This is a genomic window from Kushneria phyllosphaerae, assembly GCF_900312995.1.
GTDB classification, from domain to species: domain Bacteria; phylum Pseudomonadota; class Gammaproteobacteria; order Pseudomonadales; family Halomonadaceae; genus Kushneria; species Kushneria phyllosphaerae.
On sequence record NZ_ONZI01000002.1, the window covers coordinates 347341 to 373405 of the forward strand.

Annotated in this window: 17 protein-coding genes; 10 read left to right on the forward strand and 7 right to left on the reverse strand. The window is 59.6% G+C overall.

Features of this window, described 5'->3' with window-relative positions; genetic code table 11:
- Positions 1–11: 11 nt before the first annotated feature.
- The 4 genes from nfi to KSP9073_RS07555 form a co-directional block, all read right to left on the reverse strand.
- Positions 12–740 carry a deoxyribonuclease V gene (gene nfi / locus KSP9073_RS07540; RefSeq protein ID WP_108842365.1) on the reverse strand — a complete coding sequence of 243 codons (729 nt, stop codon included), beginning with the start codon at positions 738–740 and terminating at the stop codon, positions 12–14.
- A 200-nt stretch (positions 741–940) separates the two neighbouring features.
- Complete coding sequence (locus tag KSP9073_RS07545) at positions 941–2647, reverse strand: DEAD/DEAH box helicase (RefSeq protein WP_108842366.1); 1707 nt, start codon at positions 2645–2647, stop codon at positions 941–943.
- A gap of 481 nt (positions 2648–3128) precedes the next feature.
- The gene (locus KSP9073_RS07550; RefSeq protein ID WP_108842367.1) at positions 3129–4139 is read right to left on the reverse strand and encodes a glutathione S-transferase family protein; all 1011 of its coding nucleotides are present in this window, start codon (positions 4137–4139) and stop codon (positions 3129–3131) included.
- Positions 4140–4259: 120 nt separating this feature from the next.
- Positions 4260–5141 carry a LysR family transcriptional regulator gene (locus tag KSP9073_RS07555; protein ID WP_108842368.1) on the reverse strand — a complete coding sequence of 294 codons (882 nt, stop codon included), beginning with the start codon at positions 5139–5141 and terminating at the stop codon, positions 4260–4262.
- Positions 5142–5906: 765 nt separating this feature from the next.
- Between KSP9073_RS07555 and KSP9073_RS07560 the strand changes: the two genes are divergently transcribed.
- Positions 5907–7526 carry a peptidoglycan DD-metalloendopeptidase family protein gene (locus tag KSP9073_RS07560; protein WP_108842369.1) on the forward strand — a complete coding sequence of 540 codons (1620 nt, stop codon included), beginning with the start codon at positions 5907–5909 and terminating at the stop codon, positions 7524–7526.
- An 87-nt stretch (positions 7527–7613) separates the two neighbouring features.
- On the opposite strand, the gene KSP9073_RS07565 is transcribed toward KSP9073_RS07560, so the two are convergent.
- Both KSP9073_RS07565 and KSP9073_RS07570 read right to left on the reverse strand, forming a co-directional pair.
- The gene (locus tag KSP9073_RS07565) at positions 7614–9152 is read right to left on the reverse strand and encodes an efflux transporter outer membrane subunit (RefSeq protein WP_108842370.1); all 1539 of its coding nucleotides are present in this window, start codon (positions 9150–9152) and stop codon (positions 7614–7616) included.
- Between the two features lie 26 nt (positions 9153–9178).
- Positions 9179–10999 (reverse strand): DUF748 domain-containing protein, encoded by a 1821-nt coding sequence (locus KSP9073_RS07570; protein WP_108842371.1) that lies wholly within the window; start codon positions 10997–10999, stop codon positions 9179–9181.
- A gap of 445 nt (positions 11000–11444) precedes the next feature.
- Between KSP9073_RS07570 and KSP9073_RS07575 the strand changes: the two genes are divergently transcribed.
- From KSP9073_RS07575 to KSP9073_RS07595, 5 genes are all read left to right on the forward strand, one after another.
- Positions 11445–11813, forward strand: coding sequence for a hypothetical protein (locus KSP9073_RS07575; protein WP_108842372.1), 369 nt, complete (start codon positions 11445–11447; stop codon positions 11811–11813).
- A 13-nt stretch (positions 11814–11826) separates the two neighbouring features.
- On the forward strand, positions 11827–13674 hold the full coding sequence (locus tag KSP9073_RS07580; RefSeq protein WP_108842373.1) for an ABC transporter ATP-binding protein: 1848 nt from the start codon (positions 11827–11829) through the stop codon (positions 13672–13674).
- A 141-nt stretch (positions 13675–13815) separates the two neighbouring features.
- A complete protein-coding gene (locus tag KSP9073_RS07585; RefSeq protein ID WP_108842374.1) occupies positions 13816–15096 on the forward strand; it encodes an oligosaccharide MFS transporter in 1281 nt (426 codons plus the stop codon).
- A gap of 34 nt (positions 15097–15130) precedes the next feature.
- On the forward strand, positions 15131–16144 hold the full coding sequence (locus KSP9073_RS07590) for a LacI family DNA-binding transcriptional regulator (RefSeq protein ID WP_165814203.1): 1014 nt from the start codon (positions 15131–15133) through the stop codon (positions 16142–16144).
- Between the two features lie 60 nt (positions 16145–16204).
- The gene (locus KSP9073_RS07595) at positions 16205–17692 is read left to right on the forward strand and encodes a glycoside hydrolase family 32 protein (RefSeq protein ID WP_108842376.1); all 1488 of its coding nucleotides are present in this window, start codon (positions 16205–16207) and stop codon (positions 17690–17692) included.
- 9 nt (positions 17693–17701) lie between these two features.
- Here KSP9073_RS07595 and KSP9073_RS07600 read toward each other — a convergent pair whose 3' ends face one another.
- Positions 17702–20428 carry a nitrate reductase gene (locus tag KSP9073_RS07600; RefSeq protein ID WP_108842377.1) on the reverse strand — a complete coding sequence of 909 codons (2727 nt, stop codon included), beginning with the start codon at positions 20426–20428 and terminating at the stop codon, positions 17702–17704.
- Between the two features lie 517 nt (positions 20429–20945).
- Here KSP9073_RS07600 and KSP9073_RS07605 point away from each other — a divergent pair.
- The 4 genes from KSP9073_RS07605 (at position 20946) to KSP9073_RS07620 (ending at position 26034) form a co-directional block, all read left to right on the forward strand.
- Positions 20946–22208, forward strand: a complete 1263-nt coding sequence (locus tag KSP9073_RS07605; protein ID WP_108842378.1) for an NAD(P)/FAD-dependent oxidoreductase — start codon at positions 20946–20948, stop codon at positions 22206–22208.
- 2 nt (positions 22209–22210) lie between these two features.
- The gene (gene nirB / locus KSP9073_RS07610; RefSeq protein ID WP_108842379.1) at positions 22211–24778 is read left to right on the forward strand and encodes a nitrite reductase large subunit NirB; all 2568 of its coding nucleotides are present in this window, start codon (positions 22211–22213) and stop codon (positions 24776–24778) included.
- Positions 24778–25140, forward strand: coding sequence for a nitrite reductase small subunit NirD (gene nirD, locus KSP9073_RS07615; RefSeq protein ID WP_108842380.1), 363 nt, complete (start codon positions 24778–24780; stop codon positions 25138–25140). The genes nirB and nirD overlap by 1 nt, the downstream gene beginning before the upstream one ends.
- 66 nt (positions 25141–25206) lie before the next feature.
- The gene (locus KSP9073_RS07620) at positions 25207–26034 is read left to right on the forward strand and encodes a formate/nitrite transporter family protein (protein WP_108842381.1); all 828 of its coding nucleotides are present in this window, start codon (positions 25207–25209) and stop codon (positions 26032–26034) included.
- Positions 26035–26065 lie beyond the last annotated feature (31 nt).

Sequence of the window (26065 nt, forward strand, 5' to 3'; positions counted from 1 at the left end):
ACGGTATATTTTCAGAACGGCAGCGTATCCTGCTCGGGCGCGGCATCACCTTCAGGGCAGCGCGTCTCGGCAGTACGGCGAGAGGCAAGGCGGTCGGCCTGTCGTGTCGGCTCGGGCAGCTTATAACGGGTCAGACACTGCATCACCCAGTGAATCGACCTTTCGAGCGATATCCGGTGGCCGATCGAGATATAAAGCGGCTTGACCTGCTCACGCGTGCGCAAAACAGCCCCGATGGTCTCATTGCGATGGGTCAGAGGGACCCAGCTGCCGCGCGCTTCGGGTACCTCATCATTCCGGCCGCACAAGCGGCTTTTGCCGACACCGATGGCCGGTATATCGAGCCAGAGCCCCAGATGCGCGGCAATGCCCAGACGACGTGGGTGCGCAATGCCCATGCCGTCCACCATCAGCAGATCAGGCGTGATGGAAAGCTGCTCGAAGGCTTCAAGCGCCGCCGGCAACTCTCGAAAACTCAAAAGCCCGGGAATGTAGGGCATCCTTGTGGGGGTGCGATGCAACACGCGCTCAACGATTTCCAGCGACGGCCAGCGCATGACGACGATCACCGCACGCGTGGTCTCTCCACCTTCTTCAAAACCGATATCCACGCCGGCGATATGGCTGATCTCTCCTGTCTGGTCACAGCATACGATGCGCGGTGCCAGTAATTTCTGTAGCGCGATGGCGCTTTCGGGCTCAATGGTCCATTCATGCAATGGCTGGCGTTTTGATGCCATGCACCCTCCTGATCATCGTATCCTTTGACTGTGGTGTGAGCGTAGACAACGCCTGTCATGACGCGCCACTTCCATAAACCATGCCGATTCCTGACGCACCACGAGACCCGACATACAAAAAGGCCCCCTGCCGGTAGGCAGGGGGCCTTTCGTCATGCCTGTCATGCGGGTGCGCCTGTTAACGCACCGGCATCACGACCTCAGGAGGCCTGCTGGCGACGCTCGGTGCGACCTTCGCTCTGACCGCCTTCGGGGCGACCGCTGTCCTTGCTGATCTCGAGCGGGCGGCCACCGACACGCGCACGTGCCATCTTGGCCAGCACGGTCTCGGGCAGGCTGGTGGGCAGCTCGACGAGGCTGTGCGTCTGACGGATATCAATGCGACCGATACGGGCGCCTTCGATGCCGCCTTCATTGGCGAGTGCACCGACCAGCTGGCCCGGCTTGATGTTGTCGCGATGGCCAACGGCAAGGCGATAACGGGTCATGCCTTCTGTCGAACCACCCTGACGACGCGGCGCCCGGCGCTCACCGCCCTTCTCCGGACGATCGCCACGCTCAGGACGTTCGCTGCGCGGATTGGACTTCGGCAGCGAGCGAATCGGCGGCTCTCCAGCACGGGCAAGGCTTGCAAAGACGCAGGCCAGATCGATTGGATCGATCCCCTCTTCCAGCAGTGATTCGACCATTGCACGCTGATGCTCATGACCACGCTCGAGCATGGCTTCGGCACGCGCCTTGAACTTCTCGTCACGGTGCGCACGCATGGTCTTCTCGTCAGGAAGCTCCATGATTTCAATTTTCTGTCCGGTGGCCTGCTCGAGCCAGCGGATCTTGCGCACTTCACGACCCCCGGCAAAGGTGATTGCCGTGCCTTCACGACCAGCACGGCCGGTACGGCCGATGCGGTGGATATAGGCTTCGGTGTCGTGGGGCATATCAAAGTTGATGACGTGCGTGATACGCGGTACATCGAGACCACGGGCGGCGACGTCGGTGGCCACCAGCACATCGACCTTGCCCTTTTTCAGGCGCTGCACGGTGCGCTCACGCAGGCTCTGATCGAGATCACCGGACAGCGGCGCCGCGGCAATGCCACGGGCGACCAGCTGATCAACCAGCGTGGTGCAGGAGGCACGAGTTCGTACGAAAACGATGGCTGCATCAACGGCTTCGACTTCGACGATTCGAGCCAGTGCTTCAATCTTGGCCGGGCCTTCAACGCGACACAGACGCTGCTGAATGGTGGTTGTGGCCGCACGCGCTTCGATCTGCACGGTAATCGGGTCAACCAGATAGCGGCTGACGATGCGAGAAATTTCCGGTGGCAGCGTGGCGGAGAAGAACACGCGCTGCGCATCGGTCGGGGTGTCCTTGAGGACGCGCTTGACGTCATCAATGAAGCCCATGCGAAGCATTTCGTCGGCTTCGTCGAGCACCAGCGCATTCAGGCCGGTCAGGCTCAGCGAGCCGCGGTCCAGGTGGTCAATGACGCGACCCGGCGTACCCACGACGATCTGGCCGCCGCTTTTCAGGCCGCGCATCTGTTCGCGGTAGTCCTGACCACCGCACAGCGTGACGACCTCAAGACCCTTGATGTTCTGACCATAGCGACTGAAGGCTACGGCAACCTGCTGGGCGAGTTCGCGTGTCGGGGCCAGTACCAGCACCTGCGGTTCGCGACGCTCAAGATCAAGTTTGGAGAGCAGCGGCAAGGCAAAGGCTGCCGTTTTGCCGGTGCCGGTTTGCGCCTGACCCAAAAGGTCAGCGCCTTCCAGAAGCGATGGAATGGTCTGCGCCTGAATGGGAGACGGTGTTTCGTAGCCCAGAGATACAAGAGATTCGAGAACAGCAGGCAGCAGCGCCATGTCACCGAAAGTCGGCGAGGCAACGGAAGTAGAAGTCATGTCACACCTTATAAGCCGGCATTGGGCCGGCGGGGGAAAATGTCTGGTCGGGAGACACTCATCGGACGATAGACATATCGGATGGTTCCCGGACCGGTCGCACTCGTATCGTCACGATTTGTCCGCACAACAGACGAACAAACGACGACATCCGTGGCATGTGGCGACCGTTATTGCATCTGGGCAACACGTCATACGCGGCGACCGACAGGTCGTGGCAGTCACTGCCGTCGTATGGTGCCCAATGCTCCATCGATGCGTGGGCGCTATGGCGCCTTGGAGAATCGTCCCCTACGCAACGGCAGTCTCAATGGGGGCGAATCAGCAGAGATGGCAGGGTCTTCACAAGCGAGGTGGACATAATCTATCACAGCCGGGTCGGTAGTGCACGCCGAAAGTCGAAGACATGCGAAATGACAGGGCGCCATCACATTGATGGCCCCTGCTGATGGGGGTGATCTACGGTGCGTCAATTGGCCGTTTAGTCGTGATGGGACTGCCAGATGCCCTTGCCGGGCAGACGCTCGCGATCGTGCGGACGATCAAGATCAAGCTCGGGGCCCAGCGGCACAATGGCGTTGGGATTGATTCCCGGATGGCTGCCATAGTAATGGCGCTTGATGTGCGCCATGTTGACGGTCTCGGCAATCTCCGGCCACTGGTAGAGTTCACGCAGGTAGTTCGACAGCGCCGGGTAATCCTCGATGCGACGAAGATTGCACTTGAAGTGGCTGTAATAGACGCTGTCAAAACGGACAAGCGTTGTAAAAAGGCGGATGTCGGCTTCGGTCAGATATTCGCCGGCAAGGTAACGGCGCTCGTCGAGCAACCCTTCCAGTCGATCCAGCGTTTCAAAAAGCGCAGTGACATGCGTTTCATACACTTTCTGATCAGTGGCAAACCCGGCCTTGTAGACGCCGTTATTGACCCGGTCATACACCTCAGCGTTGAGACGGTCGATCTCGTCGCGCAGTGGCACGGGATAAAGGTCAAGATGATTGCCGGTCAGCTCATCAAACGCCGTGTTGAAGATACGCATCAGATCGGAAGATTCATTATTGACAATGCGCGATATCTTCTTGTCCCACAGCACAGGAACCGTGACGCGCCCCGTATAGTGCGGGTCCGTCAACGTATAAAGCTGATAGTGGCGACGCACGCCATTAACCGGATCACCACTTGAGCCTTCATCGAGCTCGTATGTCCAACCCTCATCCAGCATGTACGGACTGGTGATGGACACGCCCATCAGCTCGGATAGCCCTTTCAGGCGACGCATGATCAGCGCACGATGCGCCCACGGACAGGCCAGCGAAACATAAAGATGAAAGCGATTGCTGCCGGCGCTGACGCTTTTTTGCCCCTCCGGACCAGGGTCACCGTCAGGCGTCACCCAGTCCCGCAGCTTTGCCGACTCGCGAACAAACTCGCCGTTATTACCTTTGGTGTCATACCAGCGGTCTACCCACTGCCCTTCAACCAGTAAACCCATGACAGTCTCCTTGCCCGGATCAAGCCCTCACCGGGAAACGCATGTTCGGGCCGTGAGGATAGTCGCTCCTGGCGTCGTTGACACCTCAATCGGCCAGCCCCCTGCCCTGCCTTTAAACCATCAGGTCCGAAACTCAAGGCGCAGCGCCTCTGCCATGGCCTGAACGGCCGGTCCCACACCCTCCATATCATTGATGTATAGAGAAAGCGGCACTTCCCGGATGCCACCGGCCTGCAGCGGCAGCGCCTTGAGCTGTCCATTGTCCAGCAGGGGCTGAACCCGGGGCTGCGATACCCAGGCAAACCCCAGGCCGCGGGTCAGAATATCCAGACAGGTCGCAACATGAGAGACCGTCCAACGCTGTTCGGCCTTGAGCCAGCCACTGTCGTTTTGTTCGCGCAGAGCGGAATCTCGCGTCACGATCTGGCGGTGCTGTCGAAGATCACGCAAATCCAGAGGTCGATTCAGCTGATGCAACGCATGATCGGGGTGCGCCACGGCGATGAAGCGGATGGCGCCCAAAAGCTCGCCCAGGTAACCCGGCACCGGCAGACCGCAGATCAAAAGATCCACGCGATTGTCCAGCAACATCTCTATCCCACCGTTGAGCACCGCCTCATGAAGCTGAATCCGCGTATGCGGATACCGGTCAGAAAACCGGTCAAGGGCATAACACAATGTTTCAGGCCCGAGAATCTGATCGATCGCGATGGCGATCTCGGCCTCAAGCCCTCCCGAGAGACTGTCTGCAACGGCTTCAAGAGTATCGGCACTTTCCAGCAGCTGACGTGCCCGGCGCAGCAGCATCTCTCCCGACTCGGTCAGGCGCAGCTGTCGACCGCTGGTATCAAGCAGCTGCACCCCCAGCTGGGCTTCAAGCTTGTGGACGGCATGATTGATGCTTGAAGGGCTTTTATGGATCGCTTCTGCAGCACGCACGAAGCCACCATGATCCACCACCGCTGCCAGCATTTTCCATTGGACCAGCGTGACTCGGGCCATGTTACATCCTGTCAACCAAAGAGAGCATCGATATGTTTTATACGACCTATTAGATCAATTCTGCACTGAAAAATTCTTTCCAATCATGCAGCTAAATGCTTCGATCAGCACAGTATCAGTATAATCCGCTACGTAAGAGATCATTAACACCCGACATAAAGAAGAAAAACAAAACCCCTTTTCAACATAACAAAATAATACAATGCGGATTAAATCGGTATTCAAAACATCCTTTAAATTTATTTTTAATACCGGTCATTTTTTAAAAAATATGTGTCTTTTTAAAGTCTTTTTTTTCTAAAAACAACTCACCATTTACAGGATTAATGCATAAAAAAGGCATCACGTGCATTTCAGGTTCAGCATCAAAAAACTGTTCATACATCCAGTGTCAAACAACCATAATCGATACATCTTCTACAGCCATATGAGGGTGTATCCCGGGGCGTCAGCACGACAGCCATGCGGCGGCGGCAGGAAAAGCCATGCCAACCAGGTATGTCATACCTCTAATTCAAAAAATTATTCCTGTACAATAATTTCACAATGACTCGCAGCACAATCAAGCGCATGTACAGGACGTATTAACCTGCAATAAAGGTGGTCAATTTAATGGCGTTCGCACTAGGCATATCATTGCCCTTGAGGTAAGGTAATCCGGCCTTTATCCCTTTTATCTATCTGTATACGGCGCTCACAATCATGTTGCGAATTTTTCGTTCGCTACCCCGCACGCACAGGCTCTTATTGTTACCGGTTACCGCCATGGTTGGCGTGTTGGGTGCGCATCAGCTTTACCAGAATACGAACACCTCGGCTGCGACCGATGCCACGGTCGCAGAATTTCAACAGGCGACACAGCCTATTAGCATTGCGCTTGCGGACACACAGGAGCAGGCGCGCGCCTTCAGCCAGCCAACGCATCTCGAGATTGCCGGCGCACTGGCACTGGCGACACCTGCACCAGAACGTGTTGCCAACACCAGCCAGCTCAACGTCAAACAGGCGCTGGCCGTGGCTTCCAACCTCTCTGCCATGAATGCCGAGGCAATGCTTGGCAACGACCTCGCCACCGATAATGACGAGATGGCCATTGCCCGCGCCGATCATGTCACGGGCATGGGTAATGGTCTGAGCGGTCATACGTCCTACGTCGATAACTTCAACGACGACGACACCGGTGATTACACCGGTTCCGGCGATGAAAGCCTCAACGATCAGTTCTCACTGAGCAGCCAGATCGAGACCCGCGAGCCCTATACGCCCGAATGGCAGACCTACAAGGTTCAAAAGGGCGATACCTTTGCAGAGCTTGCAGAGCACAGTCTGGGGCTGGGTTACAGCGAAGTGCTCAAACTGATTGATGATGCGCCTGACAAAAAGGCACTGACCAATCTTCGCGTTGGCAACGAGCTGGACTACAAGGTCGACAAGGATGGCCACCTGCTGGCGCTGCGCGTCATGCAGAATACGCGCCGCGGCTATCTGTTCGAGCGCGACAGTGCTGATGAAAGCTTTGCCGTCAACGACATTGAACGTACCGGTGAAGCCACACAGCGGCTTTTCGCCGGAACGGTCAGTGGCAGCTTCGGTTCATCGGCACGCGCTACCGGCCTTTCCAGCGGCGAAGTGGCCGAGCTGATCTCGGTGCTGGGCAAAAAGCTCGACTTCAGCCGTTCGGCCCGCGCCGGCGACAGGTTTCAGGTTCTGGTCGAGTCGGATGTGATTGATGGCCAGCCCTTCGACTCCCGCATTCTGGCGGCCCATTACGAAGGTCGCGACGATCTCACTATCCTGCGTCATGACGGCGATTACTATACGCCCGACGGCAAGGGCCTTGACCCGGCGTTCAACCGTTATCCCTTCAAGGGGCACTATCGCATCAGCTCGCCGTTCAATCTCAAGCGGCATCATCCGATCACGGGGCGCATCTCTCCCCATAAGGGCACCGATTTTGCCATGCCGGTCGGCACTACAGTTCGCGCCCCGGCCGATGGTCGTGTCACGAAGGTGGTCAGTCATCCGCTGGCCGGCAAATATATCGTGATCACCCATGACAATGGCTATCAAACCCGTTATCTCCACCTTTCAAAGCCGGAGGTCAAACCAGGTCAGCGCGTGAAGATGGGGCAGGAAATCGCCAAATCAGGCAATACCGGCCGCAGTACCGGCGCGCATCTTCACTATGAGATCATCGCCAATGGCTCACAGGTCAATGCCATGCGCGTCAAACTGCCGGGCGGACGTTCACTGACCGGCAAGGAGCTGGCAAGCTTCAAGACCGAGTCAAAAGAACTTCTGGCCAAGCTTGAAACGGCCGACAACAACCGTGCCGTGGCTCAGGTCCATCATGATGACAAGAAGGACAAGGACGACGAGTCCTGATCCCCTGCCTCATCCCATGATGTACCGGCCACAAAAAACGCCCCTTCATGGGGCGTTTTTTTATGGCAGCCTTTCTCAACAACCAGCTCAGGAATCCGACGGGGCAGGAGACCTGCCTGTTGTCTGTGGATTGGGCGCGTGCGGATAGCCTCCAGAAGCATGCGGCACATCAAGCCCCTCATGAAAACCACCGCCCAGCGCCTGTACCAGCTGAATCGAGGTATCTACCAACTGGCTGTTTAGGCTGACCAGCGACTGCTGGGCATCGAGCAACTGCTGCTGGGTACTCAACACCTGTAGATAGTTGGTGATGCCGGCCTGAAAGCGCTCAAGTGCCAGATCAAAGGCCTGCTGAGCGTTATCGCGCGCCTTTTCAAGCGACTGACGCTGACGATCCAGTGACTGAACGGATGTAATGGTATCGGCCACGGTGCCCAGCGCCGAAATCACGGTCTGGTTGTACTGCGCCACGGCCAGATCGTAATCCGCTTCGGTGCTGTCCAGATTGGCACGAAGGCGCCCACCCTCAAAAATCGGCAGTGACAGCGCCGGGGAGACACTCCAGCTTTTGGCCGGTTCCGCGAAGAAATAGCTGCCCAGCCGTGAGCTGAAACCGGCCATCGCACTCAGGTTAAGGTTGGGATAGAACTGCGCCTTGTCCGCCTTGATCTGCTGGGTCTGGGCCTCCACCCGCCAGCGCGCCGCGACCACATCCGGACGCCGCCCGACCAGTTCGGCTGGCACGACCGAAGGCAACGACAGCAGCGCCGGAGACAGCGGCCGGGGGCGCTCGATGCCAAACCCGCGATCCGGGCCCTTGCCCAGCAGCACCCCCAGCGAAATTCGATCACTTCGCACAGCCTGCTCGGCCGATTCCAGCGCCTGGCGTGCGGTGGAGACACTGGAGCGTGACTGCAGCCGTGCCGACTGATCGCTCAGACCGGCCTGCTGAAGCTGCTGGTTGGTGTTATCAATGGTTTGTGCCCGTTCAAGCTGCTGCCGAGCAATATCCATCAGAGCGTAATCGCCTGCGAGCTGTACATAGGCGCGAGCCACATTCACCGACAGCGTCAGCGCCGCCTCGTGCAAATCGATCTCGGTGGCGCGGGCTTCCCCCAGTGCGGCTGACCAGGCGGCTCGATGTCCACCCCACAAATCCACGTCGTAACTGAAATTCGATGACAGCCCACGGCTCGTACTATAGAGATTGCCCTGCCCCTGAGGATCATCGACTTCAGAGACCCGCGAGCGCGACAGCGTGGCAGAGCCATCCACTGTTGGCAGACGCTCGGCTCCGGCCTGACCAACGGCTGCATTGGCTGAGCGCAGGCGCGCCAGAGCAACGTCCATATCGGGAGAATCCGCCAGTGCCTCCTGAATCAGGGCCTCCAGATGCGGATCACCCAGTGCATTCCACCACTGACGATCCGGCCAGTTGGCCGAGGAGATAGTGACATCCTTTACGGCCTGAAGGGCCGACAGCCGATTGAGCGACACCATTTTGCCCTCAGGCTCAATACCCTCATAACTGGCGCAACCGCTGATCAGCGCAGCAAGCAAAAGCGCTGATGCACCGGGTCGTACGCCATGGCTCCATCGGGGCCACTGCCCATTATCCGTTTTCATGCCGCCTTCATATCCTTGTCCAGCACTCAATCATCATGCGGCTCGGTGGCCACCTGTGACAGGGGGCCTTCGGTATAGCGCCCGGACGATTTATCCGCTGTGTCATCGTCATCCCCATTGATCATGGCATCGAGTGTCTCGATGGGCGATGTCACCATGTTCTCCATTGCCTCGCCGATAACCTGCCATATAACCTTGCTGACATCGATACCTGCGCCCTCTACCGATGCGTTGATGGGAATGTCGAGATTGATCACGCCATCGTCACCCTTCAAGATACCGATCAGCTTTTTCAGCGGCAGGGAGGTATCGCCCTCGGGCACTTCTTCGCCCAGATCAAGCTGGCGCAGGACCACATGGTTATCGGCATCAAGGTGGCCATCACGAAGCCGGTAGCTCAGGTCCAGATCCGCTGTCCCCTGCTCGATCCGGTATCCGCCAAAGCGCTGGATATAGGGTGCAAACCGTTCAAGCGGCAGTCGATCGACGACCAGATGCATCACACCCGAGGGCTCGGAAGCATTGAACCTGCCTTCGATGACAACGGGCGTTCGCTGACTCTCGAACCCCTTGAAGGAATAGCTGGTCGGCGTGTCGCGACGAGTATCAAAGTCCTCCATGGTGCCCTCGAGCGAGTCGATTCCCAGGCTCACCGTTGGTGACATGTTCCGGTCCTCAAAATTGAACACGCCATCGGAAACCTCCAGACGTCCCAGCGCAAGCGCCATGCCATCGCCCTGTGAACCGTTTTGCGACGAGTCACCCTGCTGTGAACCCTGTTGAGAGGAATCGTTCTGTTGCGGTTCGTCCTTTTGCGCGTCGCTCGCTTGCGCGCCATCACCCTGGGCATCCCCCTTTGGTGCAGACGACTCATCTGACTGCAGTCCAAGCGAGTTGGTCAGGTTGAATTCTCCCTGCTCATCAATGATGGCCATCATTTTTGACCCGGACATTGAAAGTCGATCAGCGCTCAAATGATCACCGGTCAACAAATCCATGCCCGTAAGCCGGGCCTGATCGGCGCTGAATAACGGTCGATCAAGGCCATCCAGCAGGGACACTGCCTTCGTATCCAGATCCCCCTGCCATTGGACCCTGCCCTGCCTTGCCTCGCCAAAGGCGAGCGTGCCATGACCGCTTAAAGTGCCCTTGTCGACCTGCACGTTGCTCATCTGAGAAAGCCAGGGATTGATTAGATCAAGACCGATCTGCTGGCCATCCATCTGCAGATCCCCGGTCAGCGGACTTAAGCCAAACTGCCCTTTGGCACTGAGCTGACCGCCATTCAGCGTGCCGGTCGCCTGTCCTTTCATGGGGGAAGATGTCCGGCTGTCGTAGCCTTCAAGCGTCAACGCCAGATCCGTCACCGCCAGCTGTGTGGATGGCGACTGACTCTGATTGACCCAGTCGATCTCCCCCTGATGCGCATTGATGCTGTCGATGCTCAGTGCGGTGCTCTCGCCGGAATCTTCGCTGCCGCCCAGCCGGGTAATGTTGAGATCACCTTCAGGCGTTTGCACCAGATGCAGCAGAGGACCATTCAGGTCGACACGCTTGATATGAATGCCGGACTGCCACAGCGTGCGCCACGCCAGGGTGATCTCACCCTTGTCGACGTGAATGATCGGCGACTCACTGTCACCGATCGTCAATTGCGCCAGCGAAGCAGTTGCTGTAAAGGGATTGAAGCCTAGATGCTCCATCGTTACCGGCTGTCCGGTCGTTTCCCGAAGTTTATCGACCGCCCAGTTTCTCAAGGCCCAGGGGCCGGCAAAATAGAGACTGCCTGCCACCACCACGGCAATGCCGGCAGCAATGCTCAAGCCTTTGCGATGCCCAATAGCCATGACCTATGCTCCTGCGTCGTTGAAAAAGCGGCGTATGGGCGCGAAGAGTGCCCCGTGTATTGACGGGTTCCTGGTACCGCTACTGGTGATAAGGATAGCATGCCAGCGCATGATGCCCGCCCCTCAGCGGCCGCTTGCGCACAGGATATTCATGTCCCAGTGCGCTCGGCAGTGATCAATCGTCGTTTGGGATCCGCTCACCGGGTGATCCCTGGAAAACCACTGCGCGACGGCACTAAAGGTTGTTTCGGATCAGCCCTGTTGGGAGGTTATACGTACCCTGAAACACCATAAATGCCGGCCGGCGCCACTACGGCCCGATAGAATGACGACATTTTGATTCATGGCTGTCATTCTTTGAGGTGTTTTTGTCACAAAATGCACTAAAATCATCGGTGCACATCTATGGGGGCATGAGGCGCCCATCAAAAGTGAGCGTGACATCATGATCAGTCTGCTATGGATAGCATTTCTTGCCATCACCCTGGGGGGCTACGGGCTATGGCGAGGATTTTCACGCGATATCTGCCTGGCCGTCATGCTGATTGCACTGGGGGTTGCTGCCGGTGCACTGGTTATCATCAGCAGTGTTACCAGCCTTGTCATGGCAGGCGTGGCCGTGATCGCAAGTCTGGGCGTATGCATACGAGAAGGCATGCGCGATATACCGGCCCCGCGCCAGGGGCGCGCCAAACGCCAGACGGTCAGGCCGCTGATGCCTTCATTGACCCATCTCTGGCAGGGCAACATCAGAATGCGCCGTGCCCCCCGCCAGGGGGCCACCCCTCGCAGGCGTTCACGTCAGACCTTCTAATGGCCGTTTGATCATGCCTCTCTCTCGCCTCAAACATCGCCTGGCTACCGTGCCGGGCGATTTTTTCAATGTCTTTCGCTATACCCATCGGGCACTGTTGCTGGTCTGGCAAACGTCACGTCTGATGATGCTCGGGCTTGCACTGGCAACGCTGGTGGCCGGGGTCTTGCCGGCCGTGGTGGCCTGGGTGGGCCAGCTGATCGTGGACGGTGTGGTGCAGGCCATGGCTGCCTGGCCTGAAAAGGCCACGACCCTGTCGAGCGTCCTGTCACCGGTGCTGTCTCTGGTCATTATCGAAGGGGGACTGATTGCCCTGATCGCACTGGCGCAGCGAGTACTGGATGCCCAGCAGTCACTTTTGCGAGCGCAGCTGGGCCAGAAGGTCAACGTCATGCTGCTCGACAAGGCCGGTGAGCTGTCGCTGTCGCAGTTCGAGGACTCCGAGATTTATGACCGGCTGACCCGCGCCCGCCGGGAGGCCTCAACGCGACCGCTGTCGCTGGTGACTCGAACCTTTTCACTGCTGCAAAATGCCATTTCGCTTGCCAGTTTCAGCGTGCTGCTGGTGCAGTTCTCTCCCTGGGCACTGCTGATTATCGTGGGCGGCGCCCTTCCGGTGTTTGTGTCCGAAGCCAAATTCTCGGGCGAGGCCTTTCGCCTTTTTCGCTGGCGTTCCCCGCAGATGCGCGAGCAGCGCTATCTGGAAACCCTGCTGGCGCGCGAGGACAGCATCAAGGAGGTCAAGCTCTACGGGCTGGAGCGCCTTTTTCTGGCCCGCTACCGCGCTATCTTCGACAATCTCTACAGTGAAGAGCGCCGCCTGACGCTCAGACGCACGCTATGGGGATTTCTGCTGGGGCTTCTGGGTACGCTGACCTTTTACGCCGCCTACGGCTGGGTCGTGCTTGAGACCATCATTGGCGCCCTGACACTGGGACAGATGACCATGTATCTGCTGGTGTTCAAGCAAAGCCAGGGGGCACTCTCGGCCAGTCTCACGGCCGTCAGTGGCATGTTCGAGGATAACCTCTACCTTTCCAATCTTTATGAATTTCTTGAGCAGCCCACCGAGCGGGAAGCCGGTACCCTGACCAAAGGCGAGTCACCCGACGATGGCATCCGCTTTGAAAATGTGGGGTTTGCCTACCCCGGTGGCGAACAGGTGCTCGATGGCATTTCACTGCACCTGGCACCCGGTCAGAGTCTGGCCCTGGTCGGCGAGAACGGCTCCGGCAAGACGACCCTGATCAAGCTGCTGACCCGGCTCTACCATCCGAGTAGCGGGCGCATTCTGCTCGATGGCAGTGACCTGCGCGACTGGGACACGCAGGTCCTGCGCCAGCGGATCGGCGTCATTTTCCAGGACTTCGTACGCTATCAGCTGTCCGTGGGCGAAAATCTGGGGGTGGGCGACACCCACGCCTTTGAAGATGAGAGACGCTGGCAGGCAGCAGCGCAGCGTGGATTGGCCGATGACTTCATCCAGCGTCTGCCCTCGGGCTATCACACACAGCTCGGGCGCTGGTTCAAGGATGGTCAGGAACTCTCCGGCGGCCAATGGCAAAAAATCGCTCTCTCCAGAGCCTGGATGCGTGAAAGCGCCGACATTCTGGTTCTTGATGAACCCACCGCCGCCATGGACGCAGCCGCAGAAGCAGCTGTCTTCAACCGCTTTCGCGACCACAGCCGTCATCAAACCTCGATTCTGATCTCACACCGGTTCTCGACGGTCAGAAGTGCCGATGTAATCGTGGTCATGGCGCGCGGACGCATTATCGAGCGCGGCAGCCACAGCGAGCTGATGGCCGACGGCGGCCGCTACGCCGAGCTTTTCGAGTTACAGGCCGCAGGCTATCGCTGACCTCGTATCGCCCTCCTGCTGACAAGACCTTGGGCAAAAGTCGTAAAGACACCAGTGACAGTGATCCATACAGTGGCCGTGACAACGTTGTCACAATCATTGACTGGCTGATCGTTTCGCTTGCTGCCCGGAGAGACTGGCTTGAGACACTTCCTCGGTATTTCACTGACACGCGCTTACCTGCAGAGCTCTTTCAGCCTGTTGCTGTTTTTTGCCTCCTGGGGCATCTGGTGGTCCTTTTACCAGATCTGGCTGACCAGCGAGGAAAACGGTCTGGGTCTGGACGGCACCTCGGTCGGTATCGTCTATGCCGCCAATTCGCTGGCCACGCTCTTTTTCATGATTGGTTACGGGACCCTGCAGGACCGCCTCGGGACGCGTCGGCATCTGGCGATTCTGGCGGCCACGGCGGCGTCTTTGGTGGGCCCTTTCATGATCTGGATTTATCGCCCACTGCTGGAAAACAGCTTTGCCCTGGGCGTGACGGTAGGTGCCGTGTTCCTGTCGGCCGGGTTTCTGGCCGCCTTCGCGCTGTTTGAGGCGATCGCCGAGCGCATCAGCCGCCGCAGCGGCTTTGAATACGGTCAGGCGCGGATGTGGGGCTCGGCGGGCTACGCTGTAGTGGCGCTGCTGGCAGGCTTTCTGTTTACCCTTGATGCGCGCCTGATCTTCTGGATGGGCTCGCTGTTCGGGATTGCCCTGCTGCTGATGCTGCTGGTCTGGAAGGCACCGGTAGAAGCTCGTGCGCCTACCGAGCAGGAACAGCAGGTCCCTTCCCTCGGCGACATGATCGATGTGTTCAGAATCGGCGCGCTGTGGAAGCTGATCGTTTTCGTGTTCTTCTCCTGGACGTTCTACACCGTCTATGACCAGCAGATGTTTCCCGAGTTTTATACCCGCCTGTTTGACTCGCCCGCCCGCGGGCAGCAGTTCTACGGCATGCTCAATGCCGCTCAGGTTTTTCTGGAAGCGGCCATGATGGGCCTGGTCCCTCTGCTCATGCACCGCATCGGCATACGCAATACCATCCTGCTGGGTTCGATGGTGATGTTTCTGCGCATTCTGGGCAGTGCGGTATTTGACGATCCTCTGCTGATCTCGATGGTCAAGATGTTTCACGCCATTGAAGTGCCCCTGTTCGTGCTGGCGATCTTTCGCTACTTTACCCTGCACTTCAATCCGGCGCTGTCGGCCACGCTTTATCTGGTCGGCTTTCAGATTTCGGCGCAGGGCGGCAACATCATTCTATCGCCGCTGCTGGGCATGCTGCGCGACAATGTCGGCTATCAGACCACCTTCTCCATCATCAGCGCCATTGTGCTCATCGCCGGGGTTTACGCTTTTTTCGTGCTCAAAAGGGACCACGAGGATGTCTACGGCGAGTCCTTTACAAGCGATACCCGGAAAGCACAGGCGGCCTGATGCAGTGAGAGATGAAGATCGCAGGAACAACACCATGGTGTCGATCAAGGACGTGGCACGTCACGCCGAGACTTCTTTCAAGACCGTCTCACGCGTCATCAATGGCGATCAGCGGGTGAATCCGGCCACCCGCGAGCGCGTGAGCGAGGCGATCCGCGCGCTGGGGTATCGGCCCCACAGCGGGGCCCGCATGATGCGCAGCAATCAATCACGCATCATCGGTTTTTTGTCCGACCGCGTCACCACTCAGCCTCACTCGGGAGATATCCTGCGCGGTGCCCAGCAGATGGCAGACGCTCACGGACGCCTGCTGATGCTGTTCAACATTGATGCCGACGCCGGTGACGACCACCGCCGCCGCGCTTTCGAGCTTTTGATGGAGCAGCGTGTCGACGGCCTGCTCTACGCCTGCGATTACCACCGCGAGGTCACCCTGCCCCTGGAAATGCAGCAGCTGCCCTCGCTGCTGGTCAACGGTTTCAGCACGACTACGGCCCTGCCCGCACTGGTGCCCGATGAGCGCCTCGCCGCACAACAGGCCACACGCCTGCTGCTGGCCGAGGGGCATCGACATATCGCCTTTCTGGCCCCCAATCCACGCTCAGTGGCCACACCACTGCGCGTTACGGGCTTTCATGATGCCCTGCTTGAGGCCGGTATCGAACCATCATCAATGCCGGTTATCACCGCCTGCGTGGGTACGCCGGGCGGCGAGGAAGAATATCTTGTCGAGTCCGCGATGGCACAGCTGATGACCGCAGAGACGCCACCCACAGCGATACTCTGTGGCCAGGATCGCATCGCCCTGCAGCTCTATCTGGTGCTGGCGCGTCGCGGCCTTGGTCCCGGACGAGACCTGGCCGTCGTCAGCTTCGATGACCAACAGCCCATCTCCGGCGCGCTAACACCGTCACTGACCACCATGGCGCTTCCCCATCTCGAGATGGGGCGTCAGGCCATGAAGCTGCTGCTGGACGGCAACGCGCCTTCCGGGACGACGTCTATTCCCTTTTCAACAGTGCTGGGGCAATCGCATCGCCACGGCTGAACACGTCGTGGCGGGCGCCCCGTGACACCTGCTTTTATCAACCCCTGACAGGATAACGACATGACCGGCTCCGCCCCCCAGGCGTCCCCGACCGAACGACCGATGCGCCACTTTACCCCGCCGCAGGGCTGGATGAATGATCCCAATGGGCTGGTGTATCACGACGGCGAGTATCATCTGTTCTACCAGTACCATCCGAACAGTCTTGTCTGGGGACCGATGCACTGGGGCCATGCGGTCAGTCGCGATCTGTGCCACTGGCAGCACTTGCCGGTGGCGCTGACGCCGGACGATGACGGCATGTGCTTCTCGGGCAGCGCCGTGGTCGACCGCCATGACGCCAGTGGTCTGTTCAACGGTGGTGAAGGGCTTGTGGCCTTTTATACCGCTCATCGTTTCATGGGCGACGATGAAGAGCACTACGAGCAGGAACAACACCTTGCCTGGAGTCGCGACAACGGTCGCAGCTGGCATAAATACGCCGGCAATCCCATCATCGCACCACCGGGTTTTTGCGACTTTCGCGACCCGAAGGTGATTTATCACGCTCCGAGCGGACGATGGGTGATGGTGCTGGCCTGCGGTCAGCACATCCGCTTCTACACCTCTGCCAACCTGCTCGACTGGCAGCTGGCCAGCGAATTTGGTGATGGGCAGGGATGCCATACCGACGGCCCCTGGGAGTGTCCGGATCTATTCGAACTGCCTCTCGAAGGCGACCAGGCAGAGGCCAGCCGCTGGATACTGGTGGTGGGCGTGGGGATCGATCACGAAGGTCCGCAGGACACTCTGGGCTCTTTCACCCAGTACTTCATCGGCCACTTCGACGGCGAGCGCTTTCACAACGACTATCCTGACGAGCCGCTGCTGCTGATGGATCAGGGGCGCGATTTCTACGCCGTGCAGAGCTTCTCGGATGTCCCCGACCGGCGACTGGCTATCGCCTGGCTTAACAACTGGCAGTACGCCGGCCACACGCCCGAGGCCGGCTGGCGCGGTGCGATGACCCTGCCTCGAACGCTACATCTGGTCGCGACCGATCAGGGTGTTCGCCTGCATCAGCGTTTTGCCGATGAACTGGATCATGGCATATCGCCGCTGGACGTGGCCTGCCCTGGAGCGCCGTTAACGCAGGGGCAGCATGTACTGGCCACGCCGAACGCGGATCTGGTGCGCGGTGAACTGACGCTGGTGCTGACCGCCAATAGCCAGCTGGACTTTTCCCTTCAACAGGGGACCCAGCAGCGGCTAAGGCTTTCGACAGGTGATGACACCACCGAAGTTGTTTACCGACGTGAGGGCCACAGCGGCGTGGCGCGCTTTGATCAGCACTTTCCGGGTGAGCGACTCGCTGGCGAACTCGATGGGCGGCGCATTCATCTTCAGTGGTGGGTCGACCGCGGCAGCGTCGAGATGCTGATCAACGGCGAGCGGCGCCAGCTCTCGGTCACGCTGGCAAGCTTCGTGGCGCCGCACCGCCACTCCATCACCATGGAAGTGCATAGCGGCAGCGCAGAAATCCACGACTTCCGCCTTGATGCCGGCTGAGGCTCGCCGTCAGGCCGGCGTACTTTCAACAGGCTCTTCGCGGCGCTCGGTCTGCGCCGTGAGGAGCTTTTTGAGTTCCGGAATACAGGAGCCACACTGCGTCCCGCAGGCCAGCCGTTCTCCCAGAGCTTCGACGCTTTTACAGCCACCGGCGATGGCACGAGCAATGGTTTTCTCCCCCACCTGATGGCAACTGCACACCGTGGCCCCGCCATCTTCACCGCTGGCTGCCCGGCCGGCGAGCAGCCGACGACGCTGTGTGGGCTCAAGGGTTTCAAGTACAAAGCAGTCATCCAGCCAGCCGATATCCCCCAGCATCGGATTAAGCGTGCCGACCGGTGCTACCGCCAGCCACCAGAGAAGCCGGCCGCCATGCAGGCAGGCTGCACGAAAGTGACCTCGGGTTTCATCCTCACTCCAGAGCGTGGGCGCCTGGCCCAGCATGCGCTCGCACCACACCCGCCAGTCAGGCACCTTTTCACCTGCCATCTGCCAGCGCTGACAGTGCGCCAGTGGAATGCGTGCCCACCAGTCACACGCCTCTAGCGGTGCGGTCACGTCACTGCCCAGCAGCAGGCAGGCTTCCCACTGCGCGGGCACCGGTGACAGTGCCACCCGCCCCTGCTTGGATTCGGGCTGGCCGGAGACCGGGTCACAGAAGGCTGCAATCAATGCCGACGCCCGGGCCTGCCGGGCAAACTGATCGTTCCAGTGGATGGGCACGAAAAGTGACCCCTGCGGCTGGGCGGTGGTCACGCGCACGCGGCCCAGATATTCGCCCAGCGGATTGTGCAGTCGTGCGAGCTGTCCGTTTTGTACGCTGGCCTGTCGCGCATCTTCGGGGTGCACTTCGATAAAGGGCTCGCTTCGATGATGCATGAGCCGCGAGGCACGGGCGGTACGGGTCATGGTGTGCCACTGATCACGGATGCGCCCGGTATTGAGCAAAAGCCTCGTGTCGCTACCGGGTCGCTGCATCGCAGGACGAGAAGCGACCGCGATCAGTCTGGCCCGACCGCTGGGCGTCATGAAGCGAGCGTCCTCAAACAGCCGCGCCGTCCCCTGTGGCGCACTGGCATTGACCGGCCACTGGATCGGCGCGAGCGCGTCATATTGGGTGCGATCAAGCCCGGCCAATCCTGAAATATCAAACAGGCGATAGCCCGTCTCCGGCGTGGCCTGCGGGTCGTTTTCAAAACCCGACAGCCGAGCATGCTCGTCAAAAACCTCATGCACGCTGCTGTAAGCAAAGGCTTCGCCAAAGCCCATACGCCGGGCCACTTCGCAGATGATCCACCAGTCGTGTCGGGCCTCGCCCGGCGGCGGCAATATTCCGCGCTGGCGCGAAATCCGTCGCTCGGAGTTGGTGACGGTGCCGTCCTTTTCTGCCCAGCCGCTGGCCGGCAGGAGGATATCGGCGTGTTCAAGCGTGTCGTTGCGAGCCATGCATTCGGAGACAATCACCAGCGGGCACTTCTTTAGTGCGGCACGGACCCGGTTGGCGTCCGGCAGGCTGACCAGCGGATTGGTGGCCATGATCCACAGCGCTTGGATCTCGCCACGCTCGATCGCCTCGACCAGCGCCAGCGCCTTGTGACCGGGTCCCTCGGGCAGCGTGGGCACCAGTCCCGGGGTGGTCCAGAAGCGGGTAACGCGATCCAGCGCGCCGGGCGTGTGGTAATCCATGTGCGCCGCCAGCTGGTTGGCCAGCCCGCCGACTTCGCGCCCGCCCATGGCATTGGGCTGTCCGGTGATCGAGAAGGGCCCCGCCCCCGGCAGGCCGATACTGCCGCCGGCCAGATGGCAGTTGATGATCGCATTGACCCGGTCGGTGCCGCTGCTCGACTGATTGATGCCCTGGGAATAGAGCGTCACCACGTGTAGTTGACTGGCAAACCAGTAATAAAAGGTCTCCAGCCGCTCGACATCAACGCCGCATAGATCAGCGGCGGTCTCGATATCAGGCGCTTCAAGCTGTGCAGCGGCAAGGGCTTCATCAAACCCTTCGGTGTGGCGCTCGATAAAGTCGCGATCGAGCCTCCCCTTGCCGGCCATATAAGTCAAAAGGCCATTAAACAGCGCAATATCGCCACCCGGCGCGATCGGTAGATACAGGTCGGCAATCTCGCAGGTGTCGATCACCCGCGGATCAATCACCACGATTCTCATCAGGGGGTTGCGGCGTTTGGCCGTGCGCAGGCGCTGATAGAGCACCGGATGGTTCCAGGCCAGATTGCTGCCGGTCAGTACCACCAGTTCCGCCTCTTCCAGATCCTCATAGCAACAGGGCACGGCGTCCGCCCCCAGAGCGCGCTTGTAGCCCGCCACGGCCGAGGCCATGCACAGTCGGGAATTGGTATCCACGTGTGGGGTGCCGACAAAGCCCTTGAAAAACTTGTTGGCGAGGTAATAGTCCTCGGTCAAAAGCTGCCCTGAAAGATAGCCCGCAATGGCACCACTGCCGTGCTGCTGCCGAATCCTTCCAAGCCGGGCGCCGACCTCGTCAAGCGCCCTTTCCCAGCTGACCTCAAGACCGTTGATACGAGGATGTGTCAGCCGCCCGTCATGACCCAGCGTTTGTGCCAGTGCCGAGCCCTTGACGCAGAGTCTGCCCTGATTGGCCGGATGTGATGGATCTCCCGTCACACTCACAAGCGTGTCACAGCGTGTTGTATCGTGCTCGGCCACTACGCCACAGCCAACCCCGCAGTAGGGACAGGTGGTGTTCGTTTGCATCAGACACTCCTTTTTGGCAGGCGACGCTTTGATCTATTTGACCGCCTTAATCGAATTGACGGCACCTGTCACAGCTTCCACACCATGCCCACTATCGACTTTGGTCGAGGTCAATGCAGAAAAATCTGATCTTCATCAAAAAGGGGCGCGACCATTATTGATAGCCTGAATCAGCAATATCCGGGCCATGAGACGGGTTTTGCCGCGACAGCAGGCGGCTGGCATTCAACCTGTTTTCACCTTTCGGGATCGGTGCACCAAAAGATGGCCAGGCGGATATCGCGCTGCACTCTGATGACACCCTGTTGGTGAGATTTTTGTCGCTGCGTGCTTTATGCCGGCGCACATGCTCCTGAAAAGAATTGAAATTAAAGGGCTCCCGCATTTCTGGCACGGCGTTCGCTCGATCAACTGCAGGGCGAACCGTGCATGACCGCCTTCCGACACGACAGGCATATCGCTTTTTGTGCAGGCATCCCCTGCGCCATCGACAATCCATCACGCCGGGAGGTCGAGCATGACCAGAGATCACGACACCGCACAGGCCCTGGCCACCAGACAGGTGCTGATTATCGGCAATGGCATGGCCACCCAGCGCCTGCTGGAGCAGCTTGTCAGCCGGCCCGAGCGCCCGGCGGAGATTCACGTGTTCGGTGATGAACACACACCGGCCTACAACCGCATTCTCCTCTCGCCCCTGCTGGCCGGCGAGATCGACGAACACGAGATGACGTTACGCACGCGCGAGTGGTTCGAGGCGCACAACATTACGCTGCACTGCGGCCGACGTATCACCGCCATCGACCGTTCGGCCCACCAGATCATCGATGACCAGAGAATACGCCACGACTACGACCGGCTGATCATCGCGACCGGCTCACGCGCGCGTCTTTTCGATCTGCCCGGCGCCGAGCTTTCGGGCATTCACGGCTTTCGCACCACCGAGGATGTGACGTCGCTGATGGCGGCAGAGCATCACACCCGTCACGCCGTGGTCATCGGAGGTGGCCTGCTGGGGCTTGAGGCAGCCGTGGGGCTTAGAAAGCGCGGCCTTGACGTCACCGTGGTGCATCGTGGCACGCATCTGATGAACCGCCAGCTCGATGAACAGGCCGCGGCGCTGCTGTTGGAAGCGCTTCAAAACCGGGGGCTGACACTGCGCCTCGGGCGCCAGCCTGTTGCCTATGACAGCGACGATGGTGGGCGCGTCTCGGGCGTGGTACTGGATGACGGCGAGCGTCTCAGGGCCGGGCTGGTCGTCGTGGCCGCCGGCATCGTGCCCAATGCTGAACTCGGTATTGAAGCCGACCTGGCTTGCGATCAGGCGATTCGTGTCGATGACACACTGACCACCAGCGATGCCCACATCATGGCACTGGGCGAGTGCTGTGAATTCAAGCGCACCACCTTTGGACTGGTCGACCCCATCTGGGCTCAGGTCGAGGTACTGGCCGATCGGCTCTGCGGTGGTGATCGACGCTACGCCCTGACGCCCTGTGCAACCCGGCTCAAGGTCAGCGGCGTTGACCTTTATGCCTTCGGCATCCTTACCCCCGAACCCGGTGACGAGGTACTGCGCTATCTCGATGCCGACCACGGCGATTACCGCCGCCTGATTTTACGCAACAACCGACTTGTCGGCGCCGTGCTTTATGGCGACACCCGCGATGGCGCCTGGTATTTCCACCGGAGTCTGGAGCAAGGCGATCTCACGCCCTGCCGTGACACGCTGCTTTTTGGCGCCCCGGATGCCACCCAACAGCTTGAGGAGGCTGCCTGATCATGCAGGACCTGACGATTCATCCAGAGAAAAAGCAGCTCATCATCATTGGCAACGGCATGGTGGGCCACCACTGTGTCGAGCAGCTGATCGAACGTGGCGCTACGCAGGACTACCAGATTCACGTGTTTGGTGATGAGCGCCACCGCGCCTATGACCGCGTGCATCTGTCGGAATACTTCTCGGGAAAGGATGCCGATGCCCTCGCCCTCGGTGAAGCCAATTTGCATGCCACGCACGGGGTACTACTGCATCTGGGCGTACGCATCTCGAGCATCGATCGTGACCGACGCGAAATCCTCACTCCCGAGGGTCGTCTGCCCTATGACAGTCTGATCATCGCCACCGGCTCCTGGCCTTTCGTCCCGCCGATTCCGGGTCCTGAGGTCAGCGAACACCCACAGGCACGGCTGGTCTATCGAACGCTGGAGGATCTTGATGCCATTCGACACCACGCCATTCATGCCCGTCGGGGCGTGGTAATTGGCGGTGGTCTTTTGGGCCTTGAGGCGGCCAATGCGCTCAAATCCCTCGGCCTTGAAGCTCATGTGGTGGAGTTTGCCTCGCGCCTGATGCCGGTACAGCTGGATGATCAGGGTGGTACGGCCCTGCGCGAGCGCATCGAAGCCCTCGGCGTGGGCGTACACACCGGTTGTGCTACTGAAGAGATCGTCGCCACCCCCGGTCATGACTACGCCTACCGCATGAACTTCAGAGGCGGTGAACATCTTGATACCGACCTGGTGCTTTTTTCCGCCGGCATTCGCCCGCAGGATCAGCTGGCCCGCGATGCCGGGCTGGAGATCGGCGAACGTGGCGGCATCGTCATCGATGAAACCTGCCGCACTTCTGACCCGGAGATCTTCGCCATCGGCGAGTGCGCGCTCTGGAACGGCAAGACCTTCGGCCTGGTGGCACCGGGCTACACCATGGCACGCACCGTGGCCGGCTGTCTGACCGATGTGTGTGAACCCTTCAGCGGCGCGGACATGTCGACCAAACTCAAGCTGCTGGGCGTGGATGTCGGCTCGATCGGTGACGCCTTTGGCACCACCGAGGGGGCGAAAAGCTATCGCTGGATCGACGAGGCCGGCAGCGGCTATCGCCGTCTGGTGGTTTCAAGCGATGGCAAAAAGGCGCTGGGCGCGATACTGGTCGGCGACAACAGCTACTACGACACGCTTTTGCAGTACGTTCAAAACGGCATCGACCTGCCGAAAGACCCGGCCGCGCTGATCCTGCCGCAAAGCGAAGGCGGTGCACCGACGCTGGGCGCCGATGCCCTGCCCGACACTGCCATGGTCTGTTCGTGTCACAACGTTACCAAGGGTGCCATCTGCAAGGCCGTTGATGATGGCTGCGCCGATATCGCCGCGCTCAAGATCGAGACGAAAGCCAGCACCGGCTGCGGCGGCTGCGCGGCCCTTCTCAAGCAGGTTTTCGAGCATGAGCTCGAGTCCCGCGGCATGGACGTCGACAAGAGTCTCTGCGAGCACTTTCACTATACCCGCCAGGAACTCTACGCCATGGTGCGCGTTGAAGGAATCACATCCTTCGATGAGCTGCTGGAGAAGCATGGCCACGGCCTGGGGTGCGATATCTGCAAGCCGACCATCGGCTCGATTCTTGCCACCTGCTGGAACCAGCCGATCATGGACCCGCAGAACGTCGCGCTGCAGGACACCAATGACACCTTCATGGCCAACATGCAGAAAAACGGCACCTATTCGGTCATGCCGCGGATCGCCGGCGGCGAGATCACGCCGGACAAGCTGGTGGCACTGGGTCAGGTGGCCCAGAAGTACGACCTCTACACCAAGATCACCGGCGGTCAGCGCATCGATCTTTTCGGTGCCGAGCTGCACGAGCTGCCGGACATCTGGGAGGAGCTGATCAACGCAGGCTTTGAAACCGGCCACGCCTACGGCAAGTCGCTGCGTACAGTGAAATCCTGTGTGGGCAATACCTGGTGTCGCTACGGCGTCCAGGACAGCGTCGCCATGGCGCTGGAACTCGAGCATCGCTACAAGGGCCTGCGCACCCCGCACAAGGTCAAGATGGGCGTCTCGGGCTGTACTCGCGAGTGCGCCGAAGCCCAGGGCAAGGACATCGGCGTGATCGCCACCGAAGCCGGCTGGAACCTGTATGTCTGCGGCAACGGCGGCATGCGCCCACGCCACGCCGAACTCTTTGCCACCGATATCGACAGCGCCACGCTCATTCGCTACGTCGACCGCTTTTTGATGTTCTACGTGCGCACCGCCGACAAGCTACAGCGCACCTCGGTGTGGCGGGAAAGCCTCGAAGGCGGCCTCGATTTCCTCAAAGAGGTGATCATTGATGACAGTCTGGGTCTGGGGGACGAACTCGAGCGCCAGATGCACCACGTGGTCGATACCTATGAGTGTGAATGGGCCAATGCCCTGAAGGACCCGGAAAAGCTCAAGCGCTTTAGAACCTTCGTCAACGAGCATGGCGGTGACCCGGACATCGTCAACATCACCGAACGCGATCAGCCCCGTCCTGCCCGTACCAACGAGCTTCAATCCCTTGCCGTGGAGATTCGCTGATGAGCACTGCAACTGCTGCCAAAAACACTGCTCAGGTCCTGTGCGGCGTCCATGACCTGGTCGACTACTCGGGCGTGGTGGCCCTGCACGACGGCCGCCAGATCGCGCTGTTCTATCTGCCCCACGGGCGCGACCGTCACAGCGCCCCGGAGGTGTTTGGCATCGACAATCATGACCCCTTTTCGAACGCCAACGTGATCGGTCGCGGCATCATCGGCGACAAGGCCGGTGAACTGGTCGTCGCCTCGCCCATTTACAAGCAGCACTTTCGGCTCACCGATGGCGTCTGTCTTGAAGACAGCGATGTTCGCCTGGCCACCTTTGATGTCCGGCTCGAGGGCGAATGCGTCGTCATTGTCTGATGGCGACGATTTGATCACCGGCCCCATCGATGCATGGCATAACAACAACACACCAGAGGCCATACCATGTCCTATCTCACCCCTGCTGAATTCGCCACCAAAATGGTCGATTCCGGTGCGTCAAAGATTGCGATGTCCACGCGTGACACGCTGATTCGAGCCTTCATGGCCGGCGCCATTCTGGCCCTGGCCGCTGCCTTTGCGATCACCATTACGGTACAGACCGGCCAGCCCCTGATCGGCGCCATACTCTTTCCGGTCGGGTTCGTGATGCTCTATCTGATGGGCTTTGATCTGCTCACGGGCGTGTTCATGCTCACGCCGCTGGCGCTGCTGGACCGACGCCCCGGCGTCACCCTCAACGGTATTCTGCGCAACTGGGGCTGGGTGTTTCTGGGCAATCTTGGCGGGGCACTGACGGTGGCCTTCATGATCGCCTTCATTCTTACCTACGGCTTCTCCATTGGCCCGGGCGAGATCGGTGGAAAGATTGCCAGCATCGGCAAGGCGCGCACCCTGGGGTACGCCGAATACGGACTGGCCGGCTGGCTGACCATTTTCATGCGCGGCATGCTGTGCAACTGGATGGTGTCGATGGGTGTGGTGGGCGCCATGGTCTCAAGCTCGGTCAGCGGCAAGGCGATTGCGATGTGGATGCCGATCATGCTGTTTTTCTACATGGGTTTTGAGCACTCGATCGTCAACATGTTCCTGTTCCCTTCGGCGCTGATCATGGGGGGTGATTTCTCGGTATGGGACTACATGTGGTGGAACGAGATCCCCACCGTGCTGGGCAACCTGGCCGGCGGACTCGCCTTTACGGGTCTGACCCTCTATACCACCCATGTCCGCACCGGTCCGAAACGGGAAATGGTCCAACCCCCGGTAAAATGATTCAGCGCGCCATGACACGCACCGACGCCAA

Excerpts from the sequence above, each read along its gene's own strand:
- nfi (WP_108842365.1), bottom strand. The coding sequence starts at position 740 with ATGGCATCAAAACGCCAGCCATTGCATGAATGGACCATTGAGCCCGAA.
- KSP9073_RS07595 (WP_108842376.1), top strand. The coding sequence starts at position 16,205 with ATGACCGGCTCCGCCCCCCAGGCGTCCCCGACCGAACGACCGATGCGC.
- nirB (WP_108842379.1), top strand. The coding sequence starts at position 22,211 with ATGCAGGACCTGACGATTCATCCAGAGAAAAAGCAGCTCATCATCATT.
- KSP9073_RS07560 (WP_108842369.1), top strand. The coding sequence starts at position 5,907 with ATGGTTGGCGTGTTGGGTGCGCATCAGCTTTACCAGAATACGAACACC.
- nirD (WP_108842380.1), top strand. The coding sequence starts at position 24,778 with ATGAGCACTGCAACTGCTGCCAAAAACACTGCTCAGGTCCTGTGCGGC.
- KSP9073_RS07600 (WP_108842377.1), bottom strand. The coding sequence starts at position 20,428 with ATGCAAACGAACACCACCTGTCCCTACTGCGGGGTTGGCTGTGGCGTA.
- KSP9073_RS07555 (WP_108842368.1), bottom strand. The coding sequence starts at position 5,141 with ATGGCCCGAGTCACGCTGGTCCAATGGAAAATGCTGGCAGCGGTGGTG.
- KSP9073_RS07575 (WP_108842372.1), top strand. The coding sequence starts at position 11,445 with ATGATCAGTCTGCTATGGATAGCATTTCTTGCCATCACCCTGGGGGGC.
- KSP9073_RS07570 (WP_108842371.1), bottom strand. The coding sequence starts at position 10,999 with ATGGCTATTGGGCATCGCAAAGGCTTGAGCATTGCTGCCGGCATTGCC.
- KSP9073_RS07545 (WP_108842366.1), bottom strand. The coding sequence starts at position 2,647 with ATGACTTCTACTTCCGTTGCCTCGCCGACTTTCGGTGACATGGCGCTG.
- KSP9073_RS07605 (WP_108842378.1), top strand. The coding sequence starts at position 20,946 with ATGACCAGAGATCACGACACCGCACAGGCCCTGGCCACCAGACAGGTG.
- KSP9073_RS07565 (WP_108842370.1), bottom strand. The coding sequence starts at position 9,152 with ATGAAAACGGATAATGGGCAGTGGCCCCGATGGAGCCATGGCGTACGA.
- KSP9073_RS07590 (WP_165814203.1), top strand. The coding sequence starts at position 15,131 with ATGGTGTCGATCAAGGACGTGGCACGTCACGCCGAGACTTCTTTCAAG.
- KSP9073_RS07620 (WP_108842381.1), top strand. The coding sequence starts at position 25,207 with ATGTCCTATCTCACCCCTGCTGAATTCGCCACCAAAATGGTCGATTCC.
- KSP9073_RS07550 (WP_108842367.1), bottom strand. The coding sequence starts at position 4,139 with ATGGGTTTACTGGTTGAAGGGCAGTGGGTAGACCGCTGGTATGACACC.
- KSP9073_RS07580 (WP_108842373.1), top strand. The coding sequence starts at position 11,827 with ATGCCTCTCTCTCGCCTCAAACATCGCCTGGCTACCGTGCCGGGCGAT.